The 21,435-nt window shown below is 54.8% G+C and carries 17 protein-coding genes and 1 pseudogene; 7 read left to right on the top strand and 11 right to left on the bottom strand.

Translation table 11 applies throughout. From position 1 onward, the window contains the following. Positions 1 to 390 precede the first annotated feature (390 nt). The 3 genes from AB3175_RS05710 (at position 391) to AB3175_RS05700 (ending at position 4,489) form a co-directional block, all read left to right on the top strand. Positions 391 to 2,028 (top strand): methyl-accepting chemotaxis protein, encoded by a 1,638-nt coding sequence (locus AB3175_RS05710; RefSeq protein WP_367360139.1) that lies wholly within the window; start codon positions 391 to 393, stop codon positions 2,026 to 2,028. Between the two features lie 240 nt (positions 2,029 to 2,268). Beyond that, positions 2,269 to 2,469 (top strand): cold-shock protein, encoded by a 201-nt coding sequence (locus AB3175_RS05705; protein ID WP_093883538.1) that lies wholly within the window; start codon positions 2,269 to 2,271, stop codon positions 2,467 to 2,469. Between the two features lie 247 nt (positions 2,470 to 2,716). Then, entirely contained in the window at positions 2,717 to 4,489 is a 1,773-nt protein-coding gene (locus tag AB3175_RS05700) for a DEAD/DEAH box helicase (protein ID WP_367359984.1), read from the top strand. A 73-nt stretch (positions 4,490 to 4,562) separates the two neighbouring features. Here the strand turns inward: AB3175_RS05700 and pheA are convergent, their stop codons facing one another. Then, positions 4,563 to 5,627 carry a prephenate dehydratase gene (pheA, locus tag AB3175_RS05695; RefSeq protein ID WP_367359983.1) on the bottom strand — a complete coding sequence of 355 codons (1,065 nt, stop codon included), beginning with the start codon at positions 5,625 to 5,627 and terminating at the stop codon, positions 4,563 to 4,565. Beyond that, a complete protein-coding gene (aroF, locus tag AB3175_RS05690) occupies positions 5,614 to 6,438 on the bottom strand; it encodes a 3-deoxy-7-phosphoheptulonate synthase (RefSeq protein ID WP_367359982.1) in 825 nt (274 codons plus the stop codon). Before aroF ends, pheA begins: the two co-directional genes overlap by 14 nt. Before the next feature lie 411 nt (positions 6,439 to 6,849). On the opposite strand from aroF, the gene AB3175_RS05685 reads away from it, so the two are divergent. Further along, entirely contained in the window at positions 6,850 to 7,809 is a 960-nt protein-coding gene (locus AB3175_RS05685; protein ID WP_367359981.1) for a hypothetical protein, read from the top strand. On the opposite strand, the gene AB3175_RS05680 is transcribed toward AB3175_RS05685, so the two are convergent. The 7 genes from AB3175_RS05680 to AB3175_RS05650 all read right to left on the bottom strand — a co-directional run bounded on the left by AB3175_RS05680 (position 7,770) and on the right by AB3175_RS05650 (position 17,021). Beyond that, positions 7,770 to 7,934, bottom strand: coding sequence for a hypothetical protein (locus tag AB3175_RS05680; RefSeq protein WP_367359980.1), 165 nt, complete (start codon positions 7,932 to 7,934; stop codon positions 7,770 to 7,772). The two genes, AB3175_RS05685 and AB3175_RS05680, sit on opposite strands and share 40 nt — an antisense overlap. 65 nt (positions 7,935 to 7,999) lie before the next feature. Further along, a complete protein-coding gene (locus tag AB3175_RS05675; RefSeq protein ID WP_367359979.1) occupies positions 8,000 to 10,039 on the bottom strand; it encodes an acetate--CoA ligase family protein in 2,040 nt (679 codons plus the stop codon). A gap of 391 nt (positions 10,040 to 10,430) precedes the next feature. Beyond that, positions 10,431 to 11,102 (bottom strand): formate dehydrogenase subunit gamma, encoded by a 672-nt coding sequence (locus AB3175_RS05670; protein WP_367359978.1) that lies wholly within the window; start codon positions 11,100 to 11,102, stop codon positions 10,431 to 10,433. 2 nt (positions 11,103 to 11,104) lie between these two features. Next, positions 11,105 to 11,902, bottom strand: a complete 798-nt coding sequence (locus AB3175_RS05665; RefSeq protein WP_367359977.1) for a 4Fe-4S dicluster domain-containing protein — start codon at positions 11,900 to 11,902, stop codon at positions 11,105 to 11,107. 10 nt (positions 11,903 to 11,912) lie between these two features. Next, positions 11,913 to 14,981 (bottom strand): formate dehydrogenase-N subunit alpha, encoded by a 3,069-nt coding sequence (fdnG, locus tag AB3175_RS05660; RefSeq protein WP_367359976.1) that lies wholly within the window; start codon positions 14,979 to 14,981, stop codon positions 11,913 to 11,915. Between the two features lie 306 nt (positions 14,982 to 15,287). After that, positions 15,288 to 16,172: a formate dehydrogenase accessory protein FdhE gene (locus tag AB3175_RS05655; RefSeq protein ID WP_367359975.1), complete on the bottom strand. Its 885-nt coding sequence runs from the start codon at positions 16,170 to 16,172 to the stop codon at positions 15,288 to 15,290. A 279-nt stretch (positions 16,173 to 16,451) separates the two neighbouring features. Continuing rightward, the gene (locus tag AB3175_RS05650) at positions 16,452 to 17,021 is read right to left on the bottom strand and encodes an FmdE family protein (RefSeq protein WP_367359974.1); all 570 of its coding nucleotides are present in this window, start codon (positions 17,019 to 17,021) and stop codon (positions 16,452 to 16,454) included. 117 nt (positions 17,022 to 17,138) lie between these two features. Between AB3175_RS05650 and AB3175_RS05645 the strand changes: the two genes are divergently transcribed. The 3 genes from AB3175_RS05645 (at position 17,139) to AB3175_RS05635 (ending at position 20,014) form a co-directional block, all read left to right on the top strand. Then, the gene (locus AB3175_RS05645; protein WP_367360138.1) at positions 17,139 to 17,450 is read left to right on the top strand and encodes an integrase core domain-containing protein; all 312 of its coding nucleotides are present in this window, start codon (positions 17,139 to 17,141) and stop codon (positions 17,448 to 17,450) included. A gap of 430 nt (positions 17,451 to 17,880) precedes the next feature. Continuing rightward, the gene (moaA, locus tag AB3175_RS05640) at positions 17,881 to 18,861 is read left to right on the top strand and encodes a GTP 3',8-cyclase MoaA (protein WP_367359973.1); all 981 of its coding nucleotides are present in this window, start codon (positions 17,881 to 17,883) and stop codon (positions 18,859 to 18,861) included. A gap of 253 nt (positions 18,862 to 19,114) precedes the next feature. Next, positions 19,115 to 20,014: an HD domain-containing protein gene (locus tag AB3175_RS05635; protein ID WP_367359972.1), complete on the top strand. Its 900-nt coding sequence runs from the start codon at positions 19,115 to 19,117 to the stop codon at positions 20,012 to 20,014. A 112-nt stretch (positions 20,015 to 20,126) separates the two neighbouring features. Here AB3175_RS05635 and AB3175_RS05630 read toward each other — a convergent pair whose 3' ends face one another. Then, complete coding sequence (locus AB3175_RS05630; RefSeq protein ID WP_367360137.1) at positions 20,127 to 20,639, bottom strand: lipocalin family protein; 513 nt, start codon at positions 20,637 to 20,639, stop codon at positions 20,127 to 20,129. 209 nt (positions 20,640 to 20,848) lie between these two features. Then, positions 20,849 to 21,435 (bottom strand): annotated as a pseudogene (locus AB3175_RS05625) (hypothetical protein); the annotation flags it as partial.

The following is a 21,435-nucleotide window of genomic DNA, read 5'->3' as shown; positions in this document are numbered from 1 at the left end:
GCAGGAAAGAGACGGGATACACCGCCGCGGCCATCCGGCTGTCTCGAAGGCCGGAACTGGAAAAAGCATAAAAAGGACGGTGCCCGTCAAAATCTGGTTATGCCTGCCGACGACAAAAAAGTCTCCGTGAATCTGTGTGATCCTCCGATGCCCTGGTCCCTGATCGTTCCCTGTCCGCCTGTGACTTTCCCTTTTTTGCATTTCACCCCTGTTTTTCCCCTGTTCTCAATCTATGGCATTTAATTTGCCTTAACAGTCCCCAACAAAAGGGTGGCCATGGCACGGTTATTGACTGCGTCAGAGGAACATCAGGCTGTCGGGTTCGTGGGCCAAGATATGGGATTAATCATCTAATAACAAGAGAAATTCAGGAGGTAAGGCGTGAAAGGGATGAGATTAAGTGCCAAATTGACTGGCGGGTTCGTGGTGGTGGCATTGATTGCACTGGTCATCGGGCTGATCGGAATTACGCAGATCAAAAAGATAGAAAATGCCGATACGGCGCTGTATCAGGAAAATACCGTTGGGCTGGGTATGATCGGCAAGGTCAATGAGGCCTATATGAATCTGCGGGTTGTGATGATCTATAGCCTGGTGAACAGGTTTGCCCTGGATAAGGACATCAGCTCGGTGCTTGGAACGGTCAAGGAAATGGATACAAAAATCAAAGGGCTGATCGATAACTATGAAAAGACGGTTACAAGCGATCAGGAACGGGATCTTGTCAACAGGATCAAGAAGAATCACGAGCAGTATCTTGTCAACTGCGATAAAATGGTGGGGCTGGCGGCAGCGGGCAAGAGAGATGAAGCCATGGCCGTAATTCAGGTGGCAAACCCGCTGGGTCAAGCCATCACAGGCGATCTGGAAAAGCTCAATGAAGGGGAGATGAAGCAGGCAAAGCAACGAGCGGAGGACAACAGCAGAATTGCCAACCGTGCGGTGTGGCTGGCCGGTATCATCACCATTCTGGGCATGGTCCTGGCCGTAGGGCTCGGTCTGTTGATCTCCGTTTCCATTACGCGCCCGATCAACCAGGTCGTTTCGGGACTTTCAGACGGAGCGGAACAGGTGTCCGCTGCGTCATCGCAGGTCGCATCTTCCAGCCAGATCCTGGCGGAAGGGTCTTCAGAGCAGGCGGCTTCCCTGGAGGAAACTTCCTCTTCACTGGAAGAGATGTCTTCAATGACCAAGCAGAATGCCGATAACGCCAGTCAGGCCAGATCTTTGATGGAGGAAGTGGGCAAGTATCAGGCCCACACCAGAGAGCAGCTGGAGAACCTGGTTGGCGCCGTTTCGGAGGTGGTCAAGTCCAGTGAAGAAACGAATAAAATCATCAAGACCATTGATGAAATCGCATTCCAGACCAATCTTCTGGCCTTGAATGCCGCGGTGGAAGCGGCCCGGGCAGGCGAGGCGGGCGCCGGTTTCGCCGTGGTGGCCGAAGAGGTCAGAAATCTGGCGATGAGATCCGCCGATGCTGCGAAAAACACCAGCAGTCTCATTGAAAACACCATCAAGGCCATTCAGAGAGGGAATGAATCCACCCAGCAGACCCAGAATGCGTTCAAGGACCAGATGGCTGTGGCCAGCAAGATCAAAGACCTGGTCGACGAAATTGCGGCTGCCACTTCGGAGCAGTCCCATGGCATTTCCCAGGTCAACATCGCCGTTGCGGAGATGGACAAAGTCACGCAGCGCACTGCGGCCAATGCGGAAGAATCCGCCAGTGCATCAGAGGAACTGAACGCTCAGGCTGAGCAGATGAAGGGCTACGTTGCAGAGCTGGTCCAGATTGTAGGAGGCTCCAGCCATGCGGTAACGTCTGCCGGTGGAAGAGGCGCATCAAGGGCTCTTTTGCAGACGGACCGGTCTGGCCGTTCGGGCCGAAGCGGCGCCAAACGGGCCGTCCTGTCCAATTTCAAACCTGATTTGAAGGGCCGGAAGCTATTGGCTTCGGGAAGAACCCGCGCGGTTTCTCCCGAAGAGATTCTTCCCATGGAAGACGAGGGATTCAAAGATTTTTAAAAAGGTTAAAAAAATAGTTGCATCCCGGTTTCGACTATGGTAGTAACTCTCATGTTTGTGCAGTGTCCGTTTTATATTAAATAAAATCCATTAAAGAGAACCGCACAATCCTCAGGCGAGGGCGTGCGGTTTTTTGTTGGGTAAAACGGGCTCTGCCGGTTCGAGTGGTCTACGGACCATGCGGACCTAATTAATTGAATGGGTTTTCAGGAAGAAAACCACAAAAAGGAGTTGTTAAAGATGTCAGAAGGAACAGTAAAATGGTTCAACGCGTCCAAGGGGTTTGGTTTTATCGCACAGGACAATGGAAATGACGTATTCGTTCATTTTTCCGCTATCAAAATGGATGGTTACAAGGCCCTCGAGGAGGGAGCCAGAGTCAGGTTCGATGTTGTCAAGGGCAACAAGGGTCCCGCGGCGGACAATGTTGAATTACTGTAATATCGGGTTGAGCTTCAGGGGATAACAAGGCCGGCGAGAAGGAGGCGGCGACAGGCTCAGGCCGTCTGCGCCAGGGAGCCGCATGGAACGCCGACATCGTTAGCCCGAGAAGGACGGCCGGAAAAAAGAGCTGATTGAACACAACAGGGGACAAGGTGCTAAGCCTTGTCCCCTGTTGTGTAGAGCGGAATCGCTTTGTTTCCGTCCGCCCGGATTTTGTGAAAGGGATTGTTACATAGAAGAAGATATGAAGACATTTGATGAGCTTGAGCTGAAGGCCGATATTCTTAAAGGGTTGGACGGGCTGGGTTTTTCTCTTCCGACGCCGGTGCAGGAAAAGGTTATTCCAATTCTCCTGAAGCAGCAGGTCGACGTGGTCGGACTTGCGCAAACAGGAACGGGGAAGACGGCTGCCTTCGGCATACCGCTGATCCAGTTGACGGATGTGCGGAGAAAGCAAACCCAGGCTCTGGTCCTGTGCCCGACCCGTGAGCTCTGTGTTCAGGTGACTGGAGATCTGAACCTGATAGGTCGGTACGTTCCGGGCCTGAGAATCACTTCGGTTTACGGCGGGGCGAGCATTGTTCATCAAATTCATGAACTTCAAAAAGGGGCGCAGATCATCGTGGCCACTCCGGGGCGCCTTTATGATCTGATCCGCCGGCAGTCCGTCGATCTTTCCGCCCTGAACTGGGTTGTCCTGGACGAAGCGGATGAGATGCTGCAGATGGGTTTCAGGGAAGAGCTGAACGCGATTCTGGCTGAAACACCCGATTCAAAAAACACCCTGCTCTTTTCTGCGACCATGTCGGGTGAAGTAGCCGGGATTGCATCGGATTACATGAAAGATCCCGTTGAAATCACCGTTGGCCGCCGCAATGCCGGGGCGGAAAATGTCCATCACGTCTATTATGTCGTGTCAGACCGGTACCGTTACCAGGCCCTGAGGCGCATTGCCGATATGACCCCGGATCTCTACGGGATCATTTTTTGCCGGACGCGGCTGGAGACGCGCGACATCGTTGAAAAGTTGATCGAGGATGGCTACAGCGCCGATGCCCTCCATGGTGAGCTTTCCCAGAGCCAGCGGGACCACGTGATGCACAAATTCCGCAGCAGAAATATCCGGATGCTGGTGGCCACGGATGTGGCGGCCAGGGGGCTGGATGTCAACGATCTGACCCATGTGATTCATTACAGTCTCCCGGACGAGCCTTCAGGCTATACGCACCGGAGCGGCCGCACAGGCCGTGCGGGAAAGGCGGGTATTTCCGTCGCCCTGATCGGTGTGCGGGAAAAGTACAAACTCCGGGGCATCGAGCGGAGTCTCAAGAAGAATTTCGAGGAAGGCCGCATCCCTTCCGGTCATGAGATCTGTAAAAAAAGGCTCCTCAGCCACATGGAGGCCGTCAAGCAGGCCGAGATCGATCCGGAACAGATCGACCCCTTTCTGCCCGTTATCTCCAGGACCCTGGAAACCCTCGACCGGGAGGAACTGATCAAACGTTTTGTTTCTATGGAATTTAACCGTTTTCTGGCGTCTTACCGGAACGCACCGGACTTGAATGTCGTCGAAAAGGTGACCGTTAAGAAAAAGATTCGGGAGGCCGGAAAATCCTTTTCACCGGTTCACAGGAAATCAACCCGCTTTCTGATCAATGCCGGAAAGAAAGACGGCATCAGCCAGAAAGGCCTGATGCGCGATCTGTCTCATGCCATGGGGATACCGCAGCTTCGCCTGGACGGAATCGAAGTGATGAACAACACCTCCATCCTGACGGCTGACAGCCGATTTGCCCGGAAGATGGCGCAGGCCCTGCGGACGTTAACGGCCAACGGACGGCCTGTCACCATAGAGATTGACCGGAGAAACAGCGTTGGACGCAAGGCCGAAAAGCAGCCTTACGATTCAAGCCGCACGAAGCAGGATGGAAAAGTCCGGAGAGTCCTGCCTGAAGGCGAGCACCGATTCGCGCCCAGGGAGACGACAGGGCGGCATCGCGGATGCCACCTGAGCTGAGCGCATCGGCAATCCGTTCACTCGCCAACGCCTGAGCCTCTGGCACCTTCTCGCCCGGGAAAGCCGGTTCAATTTACCGGGCCGGTGCGGCTTCGGGATAATAGCCCAAGATCCGGGACATGGGCGTCATTTCCCGAATCCTTCCCAGCGCTTTTTGAACGACCGGATCATCCTCCCTTCCCAGAAAATCCAGAAGAAACGCATAGGCGCCGGGATTCCGGCGGATGGGCCGGGATTCGATTCGCGTAAGGTTGATCTCATTTTCGGCGAACACCTGCAGGACTTCGAAAAGGGCACCGGCCCGATGCTGCGTGGAAAAGACCAGTGAGCATTTATTTCCGGGAGTGGCACTGGGCTCCCGGGAGATCAGGAGAAAGCGGGTAAAATTATCCGTGTTGTCCCCGATATCTTCCTTGATGACGTCCAGACCATAGAGTTCTGCGGCAATCGGACTGGCGATGACCGCTGTGGAACTCGGCCGCTCCTGGGACAGCCAGCGCGCCGCGCCGGCCGTGTCGTAAAAGGGGCGCGGCTCCAGTTTGTTTCGCGACAGGAAGCTGCGGCACTGCGCCAGGGCCTGGGGGTGGGAATAAACCACCTTGATCTCCCGGTAGTCGGTACCGGGCAGGGCCAGGAGGCATTGGCGAACGGGAACCACGACCTCGCCGGCGATGTTAAGCTCCGTCTCTACCAGGATGTCGTTGACTTCGGTCACGGCGCCTTCCAGGGAATTTTCCACCGGCACCATCCCAAAGTCCAGCTCCTTGTCCCGCACCCCCTCGAACACATGGGCGAATTCCATGCAGGGAATGGGGATCATGTCTTCGGCATAGCGGCGGACGGCCAACTCGCCCCAGGCCCCGTGCTCTCCCTGAAAGCCCACCAGCTTAAGGTTTCGCTCCTGCAGCAGTTTGCTTTCCGAGATGATCGACTGATAAAGCTCCGTAATGAATTCCGGGCGGATCAGCCCACGGGCCTGGGACAGCATCTGTTTTAAAACCTGCTCCTCGCGGGCAGGGTCCAGGATGAACTGCTTGAGTTTGCCGGTCCTCAACACGTATTCCATGCGCTGGTTGATGAGCTTGACTATCTGCATATCCGTCTGATCGATTTCGGCCCGTATTTCAGCTAAGTGCATCTTTTTTCTCCTTCATATAGCGTTCCAGGAGTCTGACTTCCTTTACGATTTCGTCAAACTCGCCGTGGGTCAGCGCCTGATCCTTGTCACTGAGGGCTTCCGGTGGATTCCGGTGGACTTCCAGTGTGATTCCGTCGGCCCCGGCCGCGACGGAGGCCAGGCACATGGGTTTGATGAGGCTGACTTTTCCCGTGCCGTGGGTGGGGTCCGTGATTACCGGCAGATGGCTGATTTCCTTGACCGCTGGAACAGCGCTAAGATCGAGTGTGTTCCTCGTGTAGGTTTCGAAGGTGCGGATCCCCCGCTCGCAGAGTACAACCTGAGGATTTCCCTCGTTCATGATGTATTCGGCGCAATTGAGCCATTCCTCCAAAGTGGAGTACATGCCTCGTTTCAGCAGAACCGGCCGCTGGCATTTCCCCACTTCCTTCAGCAGCGAGAAATTCTGCATGTTCCGGGCGCCGATCTGCAGCATCTGGGCGAATTCCGCAACCCAGGAAACATCACGGGTATCCAGCACCTCGGTGATCACCGGCAGACCCGTGGCTTCTCCCGCTTTGGCAAGATATTTCAAGCCCTGCAGCCCCAGCCCCTGGAAGGCGTAAGGCGAAGTCCTGGGCTTGAACGCGCCGCCGCGGAGGATGTCGGCCCCGGCTGCCTTGACAGCCAGCGCCGTTTCCATGATCTGGTCGTCGCTCTCCACGCTGCATGGTCCTGCTATGATAACCAGGTTTTCACCGAACACGGCATTCCCCACCTGGATTTTACTTCGCTCCTTGCCGAGCCCGGCCACTAGTTTCAGATTTTCCATTGAAATTTCCTCTATTCAAGCCCGGAAGTCAGGAAGGCCCCGGAGTTCTTTCGTGTTCTCACCGGCTGTCTTTCAAAGGCGGCAGCGGAATCGAGATGGCTCCAGTTCCTGTTTCCTATAATGAAAACCGGACGATTTATTAATTTTATTAAATACCATGTTTAGTTTTCACCAACAACTGAAATTTCCCTCGTCAGGACGGCTCCTCTGCCCTGCGCCGTTGATCGGCTTATGCCCGGATATCTATCTCTGCGATGCCATTGACTTTTCAGGGCTTCTTTTCTTATAATATCCGAAATAAGGGATGGTGTTTTTATCTCAGGGAGGAGGGATCCTCTTCATCTTTCTTGAGGAAATCTCAAGCCTGAGACCAGCCCGGCCGATCGGGCCGGAACCGGAAGGAGCCTCAAGATGAATGCACGTAACACCAAAAGGCATGGCCGGAAGATCTGTTTCGCCATCGTTTTGCTGGGCGTCCTGATCCTGCTGACGGGTTGCGCAATGACCTCGGCTCGGCCCCAGGGGATCGTCGGCACGGCAACCCTGCTTGATCTGAGCGGACTGGCCTGGATCGAGGACGATCTGTTTCTTGGCGTTCACGATACCAAAGGCGGTCGGGAGAAGAATGCACTGCCCCGGGTCAGCATTGTCCGCCTTCCCAGATCCGAGACCAAGGGGGTCACCTGGAAATCTCCGGAGTTGAAATTTCCCGGACCCGGCGGCTCCGCCAGTGATCTGGAGAGCGCCAGCCGCATTCCGGGTGGAAGGGGCTTTCTGCTGGTTGAAAGCGGCCAGGCAGGCGAAGAGGCCCGGCGGATCTTCTTTGCACGATATCATGGGGGGGCGCTGACCATCGAGTCTTACGCATCCTGGCCCGTTCCCGTCGAAAATGTCGAGGCTACCGAGGTCTGCCAGGTCGGGCAGCAACTGGTTTTCCTTTACGCGGAGCGTGCCGGCGGCCTGCTGTCCACAAAAATCCGCTGGGCGAAACTTTCCCTGGATCCAATCCTGTTCGGGCCATTCAAGGAGGTCACGTATCACGCGGAAGACCCCGTCGGAATCAATACCCGGCCCATCGTTGCTCTGGCGGTTGACGGCGAGGGCTTCATCTACAGCGCGTCCGCCAGCGATCCTGGAATCGATGACGGCCCGTTCCGCAGTGTGGTATGGCAGATCGGGAGGGTCCTTGCCGATCAAGAAGGCAATCCGACGGTCGAGCTGGGCGGGGAAAAACGGTTGGCAACCCTGGACGGATTGAAAGTCGAGAGCATCGCCGTCCGCGAAACCAAAGAGGGCGGCAGGCAGATCTTTGTGGGAACGGACGATGAAAACTACGGCGGGATCATCCGCCTGCTTCCCGGGGCGCCCTGAAGCGGAGTCCGCTCACTTCGCCCTTTGAACAGACGGCCGTCCAGCGCCGGATTGCCGCTGTAATCCAGGACCAGAACATTCTCAACGGCGACGTACCCGATCCGGGAAGAGCGCTTGAAACCCACGGGTCACCTGGCGTTCCGATGATCGATCTGCCGCGATCCCGGGGAACGGGCAGGGCTTTCCGTGATCATATGACAAACAGGGCGTCAAGGGCGAGAATCCCTTTTTTGTAAACGCGCACGGGATTGAGATCGATTTCCCTGATCTCAGGGTGTGAAGAGATCAGCCCACCGATTTTCACGATGGCCTCGGCAGCGCGCTCAATGTCCGCGGGAGCCGCTCCGCGCCATCCTTCCAGGAGTCTTCCGCCCTTCAGCTCGTACAGCATGGACTTTGCCTCTTCAAGGTTCAGCGGCGCAAGCCTGATGCTCGTGTCGCCCATGGCTTCGGCGGCAATGCCGCCCATCCCTGCCAGGACGCTTGGGCCGAAGCTGGCGTCGTTCTTGGCTCCGATGATGATTTCGACTCCCTTTTCCGCCATTTCTTCGATGAGGTATTTCCTCGGGCTCTCACCTTCTTTGCCTATCGCATCGATCAGCTCCAGGGCCTTCACCAGTTCATCCTCCCCGTAAATATCCAGATGCACGCCGCCGACCTCGGTCTTATGGGTAATGCGGCTGTCCAGCACCTTGACGGCGCAGGGTTTTCTCAGCCTTCTGAAAGCCTGCCGCGCTTCATCGTGATTGGAGCAGACCGCCCTTTCCGGTGTTGCGATGCCGATTCCGTTCAAGATGTCCTTGCCCTCCGCTTCGGTGAGAACCTTGCCTGCGAATCGGATTTCCCCCGGGGATTCTTCTTCCGCTGCGCCCGTTTCTCGGTATGCCGCCTTTGAATCACGGACCAGCGCCGTCACCGCCCTGGACACGCTGTCCGGGGAGGTGAAGACGGGGACCCCCATTTGCTCGACTGCTTCCACCGCCTCGGCCACGGCTTCAGGAAAGCCTGCTGTTGCGAAAAGAACCGGTTTGTTCGTTCTGTCGCGAATGGTGGTGAACAGTTCGATCGGGTCAATAACCGCAGGTTCGTAAATGGCGAAAATGATCAGAACATCGATGGAAGGATCCTCGGCCATTGCGAGGAAAATATCCTTGAAAGAAGGCCCGGGTCTTGTCGTATCCACAGGGTTCTTGATATAGCTCATGGGGAGAAGCTTTTTGATCTTCTCCACGGCGCTTTGCCCCAGTTCGGGCAGCACGACGCCCCTGCTCCTCAGGTAATCGGTGATGACCATGCCGGGCCCGGCCTGGCCTGTGAGCAGCCCCACGCCGGGCTCACGGCCTGGTTCGAGCCTGACGCGCGACAGGAGCGCGGCGGCATCGAGAAGATCGTCGACCGTATCCGCTATGACCGCTCCGGCCTGCGAAAGGGCGGCGCATTTCAGGGCGTATGAACCCATCAGGTTTCCCGTGTGGGAAGCGGCGAAGTCGGCCACATCCGCCTTTCCAACCGTGAGCACGACCACGGGCTTGCTCTTTACCGTATTCTTTACGGCCTCATAGAGCCGGCGGCCGTTCGGAGTTCCTTCGAAATAGAGGAGAATGACCTTCGTCTCCGAATGCTGAGCCAGGTAGTCAACGGCGTCGGCGGTATCCACATCGGCTCCGTTGCCTGTCCCCGTGGCGATGCTGAGTCCCAGCTTGCGGCCGTAGAGAAGCGATGCGATCGTGAAGGTCATCGCCCCGCTCTGCGAAACGAGGCCGATCCCGCCGCGCTTCATCTTCATGATCCAGGGAAGAAAATTGGCGGAGACTGTTGAATGAAGATTTGCAAACCCGGCGGTGTTCGGTCCGAGAAGGCGCACCCCGTAAGTCCGGCACGCAGACAGAACCCTCTCCTGCAATCGTTTCCCCTCCTCTCCCGATTCCGCGAAGCCCCCGCTGATGATCAGTGCGGATTTCGCTCCCGCCCTGCCTGCTTCCTCAATGGCGTCGGGACATGACGCGGCGGGCACAGTGAGCACGGCAAGGTCGATCTTTTCCGGGATATCTGCAATTCTCGGATAGGCCTGAAATCCGAGAATCGTGTCGGCCTTCGGATTTACCGGGTAAAGCCTTCCGGGAAAATCCTTCAGCGAAAACAGGACCTGATATCCGGCCTTGTATTCGTCGGACGAAGCGCCGATGACGGCAATGGATTTTGGATTGAAGAGAGGTTCCAAGGCATGCATGAGTTCACCATGCTTTCTGCGGTTAAGAGAAGATTGAGGAAAAAACCTGTGCGCCCTTCTACGCCTCCGTGCGGGTTGGTGAGCGAAGAGGAATGGCAGGAGGATCCGTTCGAGACGCGATATCAAACCGGCAACAAGTCAACTGTGTGAATTTACCTGCAATACATCAAAAAATACACCTCAAATTCTAGGCTTGCGAAGAAAGATTGTCAAGGCCCTTTCTTGAATGGTCGGTTTGTTCCAAGCCCCGCCCATCCCATCCCTCATTGCGCCATGTTCATAAATATTCGGGTGGTTCTGACTCCACGCAAAAAGGCAGAGCCATTGGACATGACTCTGCCTTTTATGCATATCGGGTGAAGCACCCTTATTTTATGTTGCCGGTCCTGTCTTAATGACCGTGCCCGTGCCCTTCCTGCTTTTCTTCGCCGTAGACCACCAGCGTCCCGTGTTCCTCCATCTCCTTTAGCCACTTGGGATGCTGCTTTTTAAGCCAGGCTCTCGTCACCCAGCCCGTGGTCATGGCCGGCAGCGATCCGGGAGATCCTACCGTTCCAAGGTAGAGGTGGATGAAGAAAAAGGCGAAAATCGCCACAAACCCGGCGGCGTGGAGCAGGTACATCAGCCGGACGATCATGGCCGGAATGCTCAGGGGAAAGAGCATGATCAGACCTGAAAAGACCATGGCCGCCCCGCCAAGCGCCACCACCAGGAAGAACATCTTCTGGCCGGGATTGTACTTTCCCACCTCGGGAACCTGATCGACATGCCAGAGATAACCGCCCGCGGACTTGATCCAATCCATGTCCTCCGGGAAAACAAAGATCCCCGCCTCTTTCCACCACATGCCTATGGCGAAGAAGAGAGAAAGGGCAAAAAAGAGGGCGGTGATGTTGTGGATGTATTTCAACGATTTCAGTCCGCCGAAGGGTTCACCGAGAAAGTTCAGGGAATGGAACATGATCCCCAGTCCCGAGAAACACAGCACCAGGCATGATATGGCCAGACACCAGTGAACGATTCGTTCAAAGGAGTCCGTGGCCTGAATTAATCCTTTTCTCATGATTATTCCCCTCCCTTCGTATCTTGTCCCTGATCTTCATCAGGCAGTTTGGGTCCGTGGATAATATAATGCAGGAACGACCCCGCAACGACGCCGCCGGCGGCCAGGAGACTCAGCGGTTTCAGAATGTCTTTCCAGAGCACCGTGGTAACCGGCACACTGGGATTCTTCGGCAGGCCCTCATAAACCTCAGCCTTTTCACCCAGCACATAAATGACATGGGTTCCGCCGACGAACTTGTCTCCGTAGACGTTGGCGTCTCCACCAAGTTCCTTCGCCCGGGCATAGGCCTTCTTGATCATGGCGTCCTTGGGGCCGATGGTCAGGGCTCCGGTCGGACAGGACTTGACGCAGGCCGGCTGCTGGTCTCCCTGGAGCCGGGTGTAGCAGAGATCGCATTTATAGACCTTGTCCGTCGCCCGGTCATATCGGGGAACATCAAAGGGACAGGCGGAAATACAGTACTTGCAGCCGATGCACTTATCGTGATGGATGCCCACAGTTCCATATTCCGTGTGATAAAGGGCGCCACTGGGGCACACCTTGACGCAGGCCGCATCGGTGCAGTGCATGCAGCCGTCCTTCCGGAAGAGCCACTTGAAGTCGCCCTCGTTGGGGGCGTATTCCTGAAAGCGGATCAGAGTCCAGGTGTTCCACTGGAGATCCGGCGGATTCTGGTAACTGCCCCACTGTTTCGTCCTCAGCCCGGGCATCTCATTCCACTGCTTGCAGGCCACCTGGCAACCGCGGCAGGCGGTGCACAACGTTGTATCGATCAGTTTTACGAATTCAGTTTTCATCGTCTCCCCCCTATGCCCTTTCCACGTTTACCATGAACGCCTTGTACTCCGGACAGAAGGTATTGGCGTCACCGACCGTGGGCGTCAGTAAATTTGTGCTGTCTCCACCGTCCTTGGGGAAGAGCCAGCCGTAATTGAAGGGAAGCCCGACCTGATGAACCGTCTTTCCTTCCACCTGGAAGGGCGTGAAACGCTTGGTCACCATGGCAACGCATTCCACGGATCCCCGAATGGAGGAAACCTTCACCCGCTGACCGTTCTGGATGCCTTTCTCCTTTGCCAGGAGATCGCCGATTTCGATGTAGAGTTCCGGCATCGCCTCCAGGAGCCAGGCCTGCCATCGGGTCAGAGCCCCGGAGCACCAGTGCTCCGTGCAGGAGTATGTCGTGCAGACATAGGGATATTTCTCACTGGCATTGGCCACCTTGTCGAGTTCGCCCTTGAAGATCTCGATGGCCGGATTGATAAGCTGACTCGACATGGGGTTTTTGGTCAGGGGGCCTTCCAGGGGCTCGTAGTGCTCAGGGAAGGGGCCTTCCACCATGCCCGGACCGAACAATGCGCCCACGCCATCGGTCTTCATGATGAAGGGGTATTTCCCCTTCTCCTTATCCGCCATGGGCGGCCAGGGGCCGTCGGGGACATCTCCGACCCACTTATCGCCGACCCATTCCAGAAGTTTCCGCTTGGGATTGTAAGGCTTCCCATAGATATCGCAGGAGGCCCGGTTGTAGATAACCCGCCGGTTGACCGGCCAGGCAAAGGACCAGTTGGGGAAGAGGCCGAGACCCGTCGGATCTTCCTTCCCGCGCTTCATCATCTTGTTCTCGCCGTCGGCGGTGAAGCTCCCCGCCATGATCCAGTTGCCTGAAGAGGTCGAACCGTCCGCCTGGAGATTGCCGAAGGTCGGTACCAGCTGCCCCTTTTTGAAGGTTGTCGTCGTTCCCTTCGCCTTATCCTCGATGACCGTGTCCTGAAGGAAATAGCCGTTGATCTGCTTGGACACCTTCAGGGCGTCGAACCGGCCTTTGCTGTCGGTGTAATCCCACTTGAGGTTGAGGATCGGCTCGGGATGAACGCCGCCCTCCTTGGCATAAAGTTCCTTGACGGCGTCCATGATCTTGAGCGTCATCTCGCCGACGGGAATGGCATCGCCGGGGGCCTCGGCCGCCTTGTACTTCCACTGGACCCAACGGCCCGAGTTGCTCTGGCTGCCTTCCTTTTCCATGGTGGCGGAAGCGGGAAGGAGGAAAACCTCCGTCTTGATCTTTTTGGGATCGACACCGGGTCCGCGCCAGAACTCATAGGTCTCGTTGTTGAAAATGTTCTCGCCTACCAGCCAATCAAGCTTCTCCAGGGCCTTCCGGACCTTGCCGGCATTCGGGGAACTGACCGCCGGGTCGTTGGCTACGGAGAAGAGCCCCTTGACCTTCCCTTCGTACATCTTATCGAAGAGATGCATGAGGGAATAGGCCACGCCGTCATCCAGCTTGGGCAGCCAGGGATAGCCGAATTCGTTTTCCGCCGTTGCCTTGTCATCGAACATGGACTTGAGAAAGCTGACGTGAAACTTGGGATAGTTCGAATAATAGTTGGCCGATTGCGGGTCTTTCGATTCCGGTGTGTACTTATGGAGATATTTCTCCAGCGTATCCAGAGAAGCCACGTGCATCTTCAGGTACCCGGGCAGATTGCCATAGAGGATACAATGGTCCGTTGACCCCTGGACGTTCGGCTCACCACGGAGGGCGTTGATGCCGCCGCCGGCGATGCCCATATTCCCCAGAAGGAGCTGGATGATGGCCATGGTCCGGATATTCTGGCTCCCAACGGTATGGTGGGTCCAGCCCAGGGCGTAACATTCCGTGCCCGCCTTGTCCGGGACACCCGTCGCGCTGTATTCGGAGTAAACCTTGAGCAGATTTTCCTTGGAAACACCGGTAATGCTGGAGACCTTGTCCAGGGTGTAGCGCGAGTAATGCGCCTTCAGCATCTGGAAAACGCAGCGGGGATCGCTCAGGGTCATGTCCCGCTTGGGAATGCCCGCGTCGTCCTTTTCGAGGACCCAGGTGTCCTTGTTGTACTTCCGCTTTTCCGGATCATAGCCGGAAAAGAGACCGTCCTGGAAATTGAAATCGGGTCCTACAATAAAGGGAGCGTTGGTATAATTGACAACGTAGTCTTTGAAATACTTGTTGTTTTCAATGATGTAATGGATCATCCCGCCCAGAAAGGCGATGTCCGTGCCGGAGCGCAGGGGGACATGGTAATCGCAGCGGGCCGATGTCCTGGTGTAACGGGGGTCGACGTGGATGATTTTTGCCCCGTTCAGTTCCCTGGCCCGGAGGATCCACTTGAAAGCGATGGGGTGATGCTCCGCAGCATTGCTTCCCATAATGAGGATGCAGTCGCTGTTCTTGATGTCACAATAATGGTTCGTCATGGAACCGCGTCCGAACGACTCTCCCAGAGCCGCTACCGATGGGCTGTGTCAGACCCGGGCCTGGTGGTCGATGTAGACGAGCCCCAGCGCCCTGCACTTGACGCTCATGAGCCAGCACTCTTCATTGTCCACGTTGGAGCTGCCCAGATGGCCGATGGTTTCACATCGGTTGACAACCTCGCCCTTGGCGTTGGTCTTGACAAAGCCGGCATCCCGGGTGTCCTTCACCAGGCGGGCGATCCGTTTGAGCGTCCAGTCCCAATCCTTCTCCTCCCACTTGTCGCTCATGGGAGCCCGGTACAGGACTTTTGTGAGGCGGTGCTTGTTCGCCTCTGTCAGGTCGAAGAAGCCCGCACCCTTGGCGCACAGGGACCCTTCGTTGATGGGGTGGTCGGCGTCCCCTTCAATGTTGAAAATTTTTCCGGTCATCTTGTCCACACTGCAGACGAGTCCGCAGCCGACGGAACAGTAACAGCAGATCGTTGTTACCTGTTTTGCCGCCTTGACCCGGTTCATCTTGTTGAGCTCATCTGCGTAAGCTCTGGTGGGTTTCAGGTTGATGCCCAGGGTGGATAAGGCAATGCCTGATCCTACAGCGCCGGACAAGTGCAAGAAACCTCTCCTTGTGATGTCCATATCTACCTCCTTATGAATATGCCAAAATTGACCTATGTCACGCGTGGTATACCTATGTTTTTTTCCTTCCAGCGTCAAGGAAAAAACTCACATTTTGTCATGGAAATTCATATGTTATAAAAAATACAATACAAGAGAGATGACGGAAGGAGGATTTCTGGAACGGTTGCTAGATGTCCGTGATGGAAAAAATGAGGGCGTTCTTTCCTGCGCATTCTGAAGAAATTCCGGTGAGATCTGTCACCGTCAACAGGGCGGCCGGCCGGAGAGCCCTGGCAGCAACCGGGACTCCTTTACCGAACGGTTCTAAAAAACATTCCAGTCGGTGACGGTCATGGGGGCAAAATTCTTTTCCTGCATGATCACGTCGATATGGGTGAGGCCAAGGGCTGAAACGTCCAGGTCGCGGTCGTGCAGATCACTGACCCGGTACAGGGTAACAAGATAACGTTGACAGGAATCGCACGTGAAGGCCGCTTCCTGTGGTCTTTCTTCAATCAGGAAAAAATCCATCCCCTCCTGTCCTTCATATTCGCAATAAGGGCAGACCACCCGGCTGAAACGCCACAGGTGCCCGCAGCGCGAGCAGTGGAGCCGGCGTTCGCCGATCTTTTCTCCAATGACGGCCAGAGAAGGGAAAGAGCCGCAGATGGGGCAATAGCCTTTTTCCCATTTGAGCCCCTGGATCCGCTCGGCGATCTTCAGCGCCCTCTTTTCCAGGACAATTCTGGAGGCGGAATTCAGAATAAAACCGATTCGCGGTGCGGCAATCGAAAGGGTGCCGCCCCAGGTGGAGAGAAGGTTCTGCTGTCCGTCACGTTTTCTCGTGAAATAGTCCGAAAGGGCAAGCACCCCTTCGGAAAGGGCCTTTTCCAGGCGGTCAAGATCTTCCTTCAGATCGGGAAAGCCCTTCTGAAAAGCCGGGATCAGGGAGCGGACAAGATCCTCCCAGGGATCACTTTCCAAAAGCAAAGGGTGCTGCTCGATGGCCGGTACTCCTCCCTGAAAGCGGATCTCGTCGATCTGAAAAGGAGGATTTTCCTCCAGCTCCAACTCTTCCAGGAGGCGGTTTCTCGTTAAAATCAAAGGGCGGAAAGCTTCAAGGAGAGGCTGGTTGTGGGGGTGCCTTTCTACCTCCCGATCGATTATTTCTTCAAATCTCCTGATGCTGCCGCTCCTGTCTTTCATCATAGTGCACCCTTCGTTTTTTGCTTCTTCTGTATCGGAAGGAAGAGGCCGGTGTCAAGGGATATGTGTCTTTATCGACATACCGGGCCGGAAAAACACCCTGACTCTGTCGGGGTGGACGTTCGACCTGTCCGGCAGTGGGCCTGGCTTTTTAGCCAGGGCGGTTGGCGTGTGATTCTGAAGCTCAAAGGAGGACGGTGATTGGCGACTTTTGATCTCGCATGATCAAAAGGGGGGAGGTGCGCCCCGCCCCATGCTGCACGGGGCGGGGCGTCCGTTGATCTAACGATATGGATCCGATCCCTGGCAGCCGAGGCAGAGGTCCCCGTCGCTGACGGGATAGGACTCGCCGCATTTAGGGCACAGGGCAACCTTTCCTTTTTTCTTCTCCTGGATGAAATCCGGTTTGATCTGAATACGCCGCAGGCTGAGCAGATCCTGTCCGGCTTCCCGGATTTCTCGGTAAAGCCTGTCGGAATCCTGTTCCTTCTTGGGTTTTATCTTCATGAACCAGTTTCGAACCTCCTGCCAGGGCTCCATTTTATTCACATCCAGAAACACCCGAACCCCTTCCCCGGTATACTTGTCATAAAGGCTGAGCGCATAGCGCCCAAGGGGAAGGACCGTGAGCCACCCGTTGCCGGTGGTACAGGGGGTCAGAAGCTGTATCGCATCGGGGAGGCAGGTTTTTGTTTCGCAGAGGGCATCGTAAAGGATCCCCTCGGGTAGATTTTTTACCGCAAGGTCCACCATGAATCCTCCGATAAGGACGCCGGGGGCGGGGGAGCCGTGAAAGGACCTTACGATTTCAAAATATTCATCATAAGAGTAAGACATAATTTTCGAACTCATGGTGTTGTTTTCTCCTTAGCGTATAACGTCTCCAAAGACCGCAATCCCTCAGGCTGTATAAAGGGTTCAATTAACACTATGTTCTGGATCCCATAATGTCAAGATGAAAAATGGCGCATCCTTCCGCAGTCCAACGGCAAACTGGAACGCTTTCACGGAACCATCAAGGAAGAATGCATCCGCCCCGGGGTGCCACTATCCCTTGACGATGCCCGTAGAATGGTCCAAAAGTACATCACGTATTACAATGAGACCAGGCTGCACAGCGCCATCGGGTACGTTTCCCCCTTGGACAGACTTGAAGCCAGAGACATGGAAATCTTCAAAGAGCGAGACGGAAAACTGGAAGCAGCCAGAGAGCTGCGAAAACATCAACGACAGAGGACCTATTCTGAAATCAATCCTTCAGGAGCAGCCTTTGTATGTTAAAACAAGTGGGTCAAAAGTCCATTTCCGACTGAGACGGGATACCCTCCTATTCACCGGAACTTAATCTGGACGAATACTTAGACGGAAACCTGAAAAACAAAGTTCATTCTGGGAAGCAGATTCGCAACCAAGAAGATATTGAAAAAAGCCCCGTTCATTTATGCGGACTCTCGTTAAACGGCCTGCTCATGTCCGTAATTATTTCAAGCACCCAAGAGTAGCCTATGCTGCGTAACGAACTTCAGATGTTTAATCGCCGGAGTAACAATGGAAATTATTTCGTCTTCCCCAATAAATTATGTTATTCATAACTTGACATAGGAGATGGCTCTGACTATATAAGCAACAGGTCAACAGCCGGGTCGGCTCATAAGTTTTGCCGTGCTTTAAACATACGACAGAGAAGGGTTGGTCAAAGAACGTGGTAAACATGTTGGATTCTTATAATAGGAAGATTAACTACCTGCGCATTTCCGTGACCGACCGCTGCAATTTGCGCTGCAGGTACTGCATGCCGGAAGAGGGCATTTCCAAACTTGAACACGATAAAATTTTAAGTTTGGAAGATATCGTGAGATTGGTCAAGGTAGGGGCCGGGATCGGCATCCGCAAAATCAGGCTCACAGGCGGCGAGCCGCTCATACGCAGTCACATTACCCAGCTGATCGCCAGCATTCGCAAAATCCCGGCAATTGACGACATCGCCATTACCACCAACGGAGTTTTGTTTTGCGGTATGGCGGAAGAACTGAAAGCCGCGGGCCTGGATCGGGCCAATTTCAGCCTGGATACGATGGTTGCGGAAAAATTTGAATTCATTACACGGCGCAATCATCGAACAGAAGTCAAAAGGGCGATTTTCAAAGCCCTGGATCTGGGCCTGGAGCCGGTGAAAATCAATACGGTGGTCATCAAGGGATTCAACGATGATGAGCTGCTGGATTTTGCGAAGCTGGCCTATGATTTTCCTCTGCATATCCGGTTTATCGAGTTCATGCCGATCGGAGATGTTTTGTTCTGGAACAGGGACCGCATCATTTCTTCCGAAGAGATTCGGGAGAAGATTGCCCGGAGATATGAACTGGCTCCGACGAAGATCAGCAAGGGAAGCGGCCCGGCCGTGTATTTCAAGCTGGCAGGCGGTCGGGGTACGATTGGCTTCATTACGCCCATGAGCCATAAATTCTGTTCCGAATGCAACCGTTTGCGACTCACGGCGGAAGGAAAGCTGCGGGGCTGTCTGTACGACAAGCGGGAAATCGATTTAAAAGCGGCCCTGGAACATAAATCCGATGATGAGGAACTTAAAAAACTATTCATTCAAGCCATTTCCCTCAAGCCGTCCGAACATCACATGAATGAGGGCTGGGGAAAGGACAACCTGCGCAAAATGAGCCAGATAGGCGGTTGAACTCGGCCGTCCCCGGATCATTCGGCCCGATAAACATCCGCATCGTTGTAACGATTCCCTCCTGAATCCTTCCTTTTTTTCTTCCTTTCGGATAACGGTGAATCCCCGTTGTGCTATGTGTAATATAATCATTTGATTTGATTAAAGAAATGTTTCATTTTTGTCTTTACCGCAACGGGAAAAAGATGTAGTACTGTACCCGTTCTGTTTGGTGCGATTGACACATTCATTGGAAGGAATTTTAATTACAGTCATGCGATGCGGAACGTTCAAGGAGCCAGGCCTTTGCAGAAACGACCAGATCCAATTGCTGGAGGCTGACCTGAAGGATCATATCAGGAAAGAGGAGGCCGGATACAGCGGAAAACGCCAGGGAGAGGGCAGTCTGTGGCATCATCTTGTCCGGGTGGCGCATTTAGCCGAAAAGCTCGGCCGAAGTGAAGGGCTTGATCCCGCAGTCTGCAGACTCGCTGGTCTCTTTCACGACGCCGGCAAATTCTCAGACGGAACGTATCATCAAGGTGATCGGCCGGAAGAGGAACGCTCCGTGGAACTTCTGATCGAGTATGCGGGAAGGTACGGTTTGAATCAACAGATTGTGGACGACATCAGCCGGTCCTTCGGGCAGCTGTACCGGGACGAAGCGTATCCATCCGCCTTGACGCGGGTGCTGTTTGATGCCGACAATCTGGACAAACTTGGAAGCCTCGGGATCGCCAACTATTTTGTCAAGTCAGGCCTCAAGGGAAACGGCATATCCCCGGACTCGCTTTATCGTTTAACGGCGGAACTCACCTACGCACGGCACGCACCGGCATGTATGGCCACCCCGGCTGGATATGAACTGGCCAGCCGCAAGGCGCCGGAAACCTATCAGTTCATCCTGAACCTGCTGAAATCGCTTCGAGACGATGGCATTTTCAACTTTAGCGTCGAAGCGGTCACCTTCGACCATCTCATCCTCGATGTCGTATCACCGTCCGAATGCGAGTGCCGCGCTGACCTTCAGCGCCGTCTCTGGAAAGTCAAAGGCGTCAAATGCCTTGAGATCCATGTGGAGCATTTCTGCCCGCATTGTGAGTCGCGGCATGAGATTCGATTTTGCACCCCGAAGCTCAGGGCGCGGCGGCCAGAGGGCGATGTGGCCGTTTAGCCGCAGGTCACATACGTTCCCCCATCACAATCTGTTTCTGAAAAAGGGGGACTCTCCCCCCTCCGGCGGAGTCCGAAGCAACCGTTCCCTTCCCCCGCTGTCCGAAAAGAGATCAATGGTGATCGACAAAAATGAGCTTTCCGGTATCAAACCCCACAGACGAGGCTTTGGCGATCAGGGCCTCTATGGTCTCCTTCTTCAACGTCGGGGTTCTGGCCAGAATCCAGAGGTACGATTTGTCCGGGCCGCTTACAAGGGCGTACCGGTAGTGCTCATGGTCAAGATCAAAAATGACATAGGAGCCGTAAAAGGGACCAAAGAATGAAACTTTCAGGTAGCCCTGATCCGATCCCTTAACGAAATAAGCCCTCCCCACGGCTTCTTTCCAGGAATGTTCCCTCCCGGAGTACCCGCGGTTTAATACCCTGACGCCTCCGTCATGGCGCAGACTGTACTCTGCCGTTACCCTGGTCAACCCCCGCTCAAAGGGATGATCCAGCCGTGCAATTTCATACCAGGTCCCCAGGTACCGATCCAACTGGAAGTTTTCAACGGGTTTCACGTTTTCGGGAATACCGACACATCCCATCAGGAGGATGGTCAAAACCAGGGCCAAGAATTTCATCGCTCCCCCGGCGGCCTTTTGAGCCTGGCCGGGCATTGAACGGCTGGATTCAAGGTGGATTTGAACGGTGATCCGCTCCTTCGTTCCGCGTTGACCCTGAGAGGGAATATGATTCTTCATCGGATTTCTCCTTCATTTTGAAGCCGGATTGGGGTAACGATCGATGTCCTATGCCTTCCGCCTTCGGAAATGGGCGTTCCAGGTCTGATTCACTCAGGCCAGTTCTTGCCCGGTTTTGCCCAGTCGTACCTGTCAAAGGTCCCGGTGCGGTAATCGTAGGTGGCTTCCAATGTGAGGAATTCCTCGTCATCGCTGAGATCGACCCCCGCCCAGTGCGTCTGCTTTTTCCCGGGATGAAAACCCATTTCCGGCTCAAGTCTGTCGGGAAGATCATCCCCGTCGAGATCCTGGTGTTCTTTCCATCCGTCGGGCCAGAAGGTGTGGAAATGATTGAAATGGGTAAACTCATGCATAACGGCGACAGCGAAGGTGTCGATATGCGTGTAACTGAAGTAGTTTCTTTCTGAAAGCGTTGAAGGTTTCGAGCGCTTGACCGCCGGCAGCTCCGCATAGAATGTTTTAGGAATCCAGGTATTTGTTTTCAGGTTGCATACGTTGATGGTTTTGTAGCCGGAATAATAGGGATTGAACTGGCCTATGACCCCCCTCTGGCGGCAAGAGCACTTTTCATGGGGAATTCCTGTGCAGTGATATCCGATTCGGACATTCTGTCCAAAGGGTCTCGCCGCCGGGGTCTGTTTCCAGTAATAAAACCAGTTGGGGTGCTTTCCCTCCG

It is taken from the genome of Syntrophus sp. (in: bacteria) (genome assembly GCF_040768185.1).
In the GTDB taxonomy this organism is placed as follows: Bacteria; Desulfobacterota; Syntrophia; order Syntrophales; family Syntrophaceae; genus Syntrophus; species Syntrophus buswellii.
This window is presented reverse-complemented; position numbering and strand designations above follow the sequence as displayed.

What these genes read in the sequence shown, in the direction of transcription:
- AB3175_RS05665 (WP_367359977.1), bottom strand. Translation starts at nt 11,902, where the DNA reads ATGAAAACTGAATTCGTAAAACTGATCGATACAACGTTGTGCACCGCC.
- moaA (WP_367359973.1), top strand. Translation starts at nt 17,881, where the DNA reads ATGTTGGATTCTTATAATAGGAAGATTAACTACCTGCGCATTTCCGTG.
- AB3175_RS05635 (WP_367359972.1), top strand. Translation starts at nt 19,115, where the DNA reads ATGCGATGCGGAACGTTCAAGGAGCCAGGCCTTTGCAGAAACGACCAG.
- AB3175_RS05710 (WP_367360139.1), top strand. Translation starts at nt 391, where the DNA reads ATGAGATTAAGTGCCAAATTGACTGGCGGGTTCGTGGTGGTGGCATTG.
- AB3175_RS05630 (WP_367360137.1), bottom strand. Translation starts at nt 20,639, where the DNA reads ATGAAATTCTTGGCCCTGGTTTTGACCATCCTCCTGATGGGATGTGTC.
- AB3175_RS05675 (WP_367359979.1), bottom strand. Translation starts at nt 10,039, where the DNA reads ATGCATGCCTTGGAACCTCTCTTCAATCCAAAATCCATTGCCGTCATC.
- aroF (WP_367359982.1), bottom strand. Translation starts at nt 6,438, where the DNA reads ATGGAAAATCTGAAACTAGTGGCCGGGCTCGGCAAGGAGCGAAGTAAA.
- AB3175_RS05700 (WP_367359984.1), top strand. Translation starts at nt 2,717, where the DNA reads ATGAAGACATTTGATGAGCTTGAGCTGAAGGCCGATATTCTTAAAGGG.
- AB3175_RS05670 (WP_367359978.1), bottom strand. Translation starts at nt 11,102, where the DNA reads ATGAGAAAAGGATTAATTCAGGCCACGGACTCCTTTGAACGAATCGTT.
- AB3175_RS05685 (WP_367359981.1), top strand. Translation starts at nt 6,850, where the DNA reads ATGAATGCACGTAACACCAAAAGGCATGGCCGGAAGATCTGTTTCGCC.
- AB3175_RS05655 (WP_367359975.1), bottom strand. Translation starts at nt 16,172, where the DNA reads ATGATGAAAGACAGGAGCGGCAGCATCAGGAGATTTGAAGAAATAATC.
- AB3175_RS05705 (WP_093883538.1), top strand. Translation starts at nt 2,269, where the DNA reads ATGTCAGAAGGAACAGTAAAATGGTTCAACGCGTCCAAGGGGTTTGGT.
- AB3175_RS05650 (WP_367359974.1), bottom strand. Translation starts at nt 17,021, where the DNA reads ATGAGTTCGAAAATTATGTCTTACTCTTATGATGAATATTTTGAAATC.
- pheA (WP_367359983.1), bottom strand. Translation starts at nt 5,627, where the DNA reads ATGCACTTAGCTGAAATACGGGCCGAAATCGATCAGACGGATATGCAG.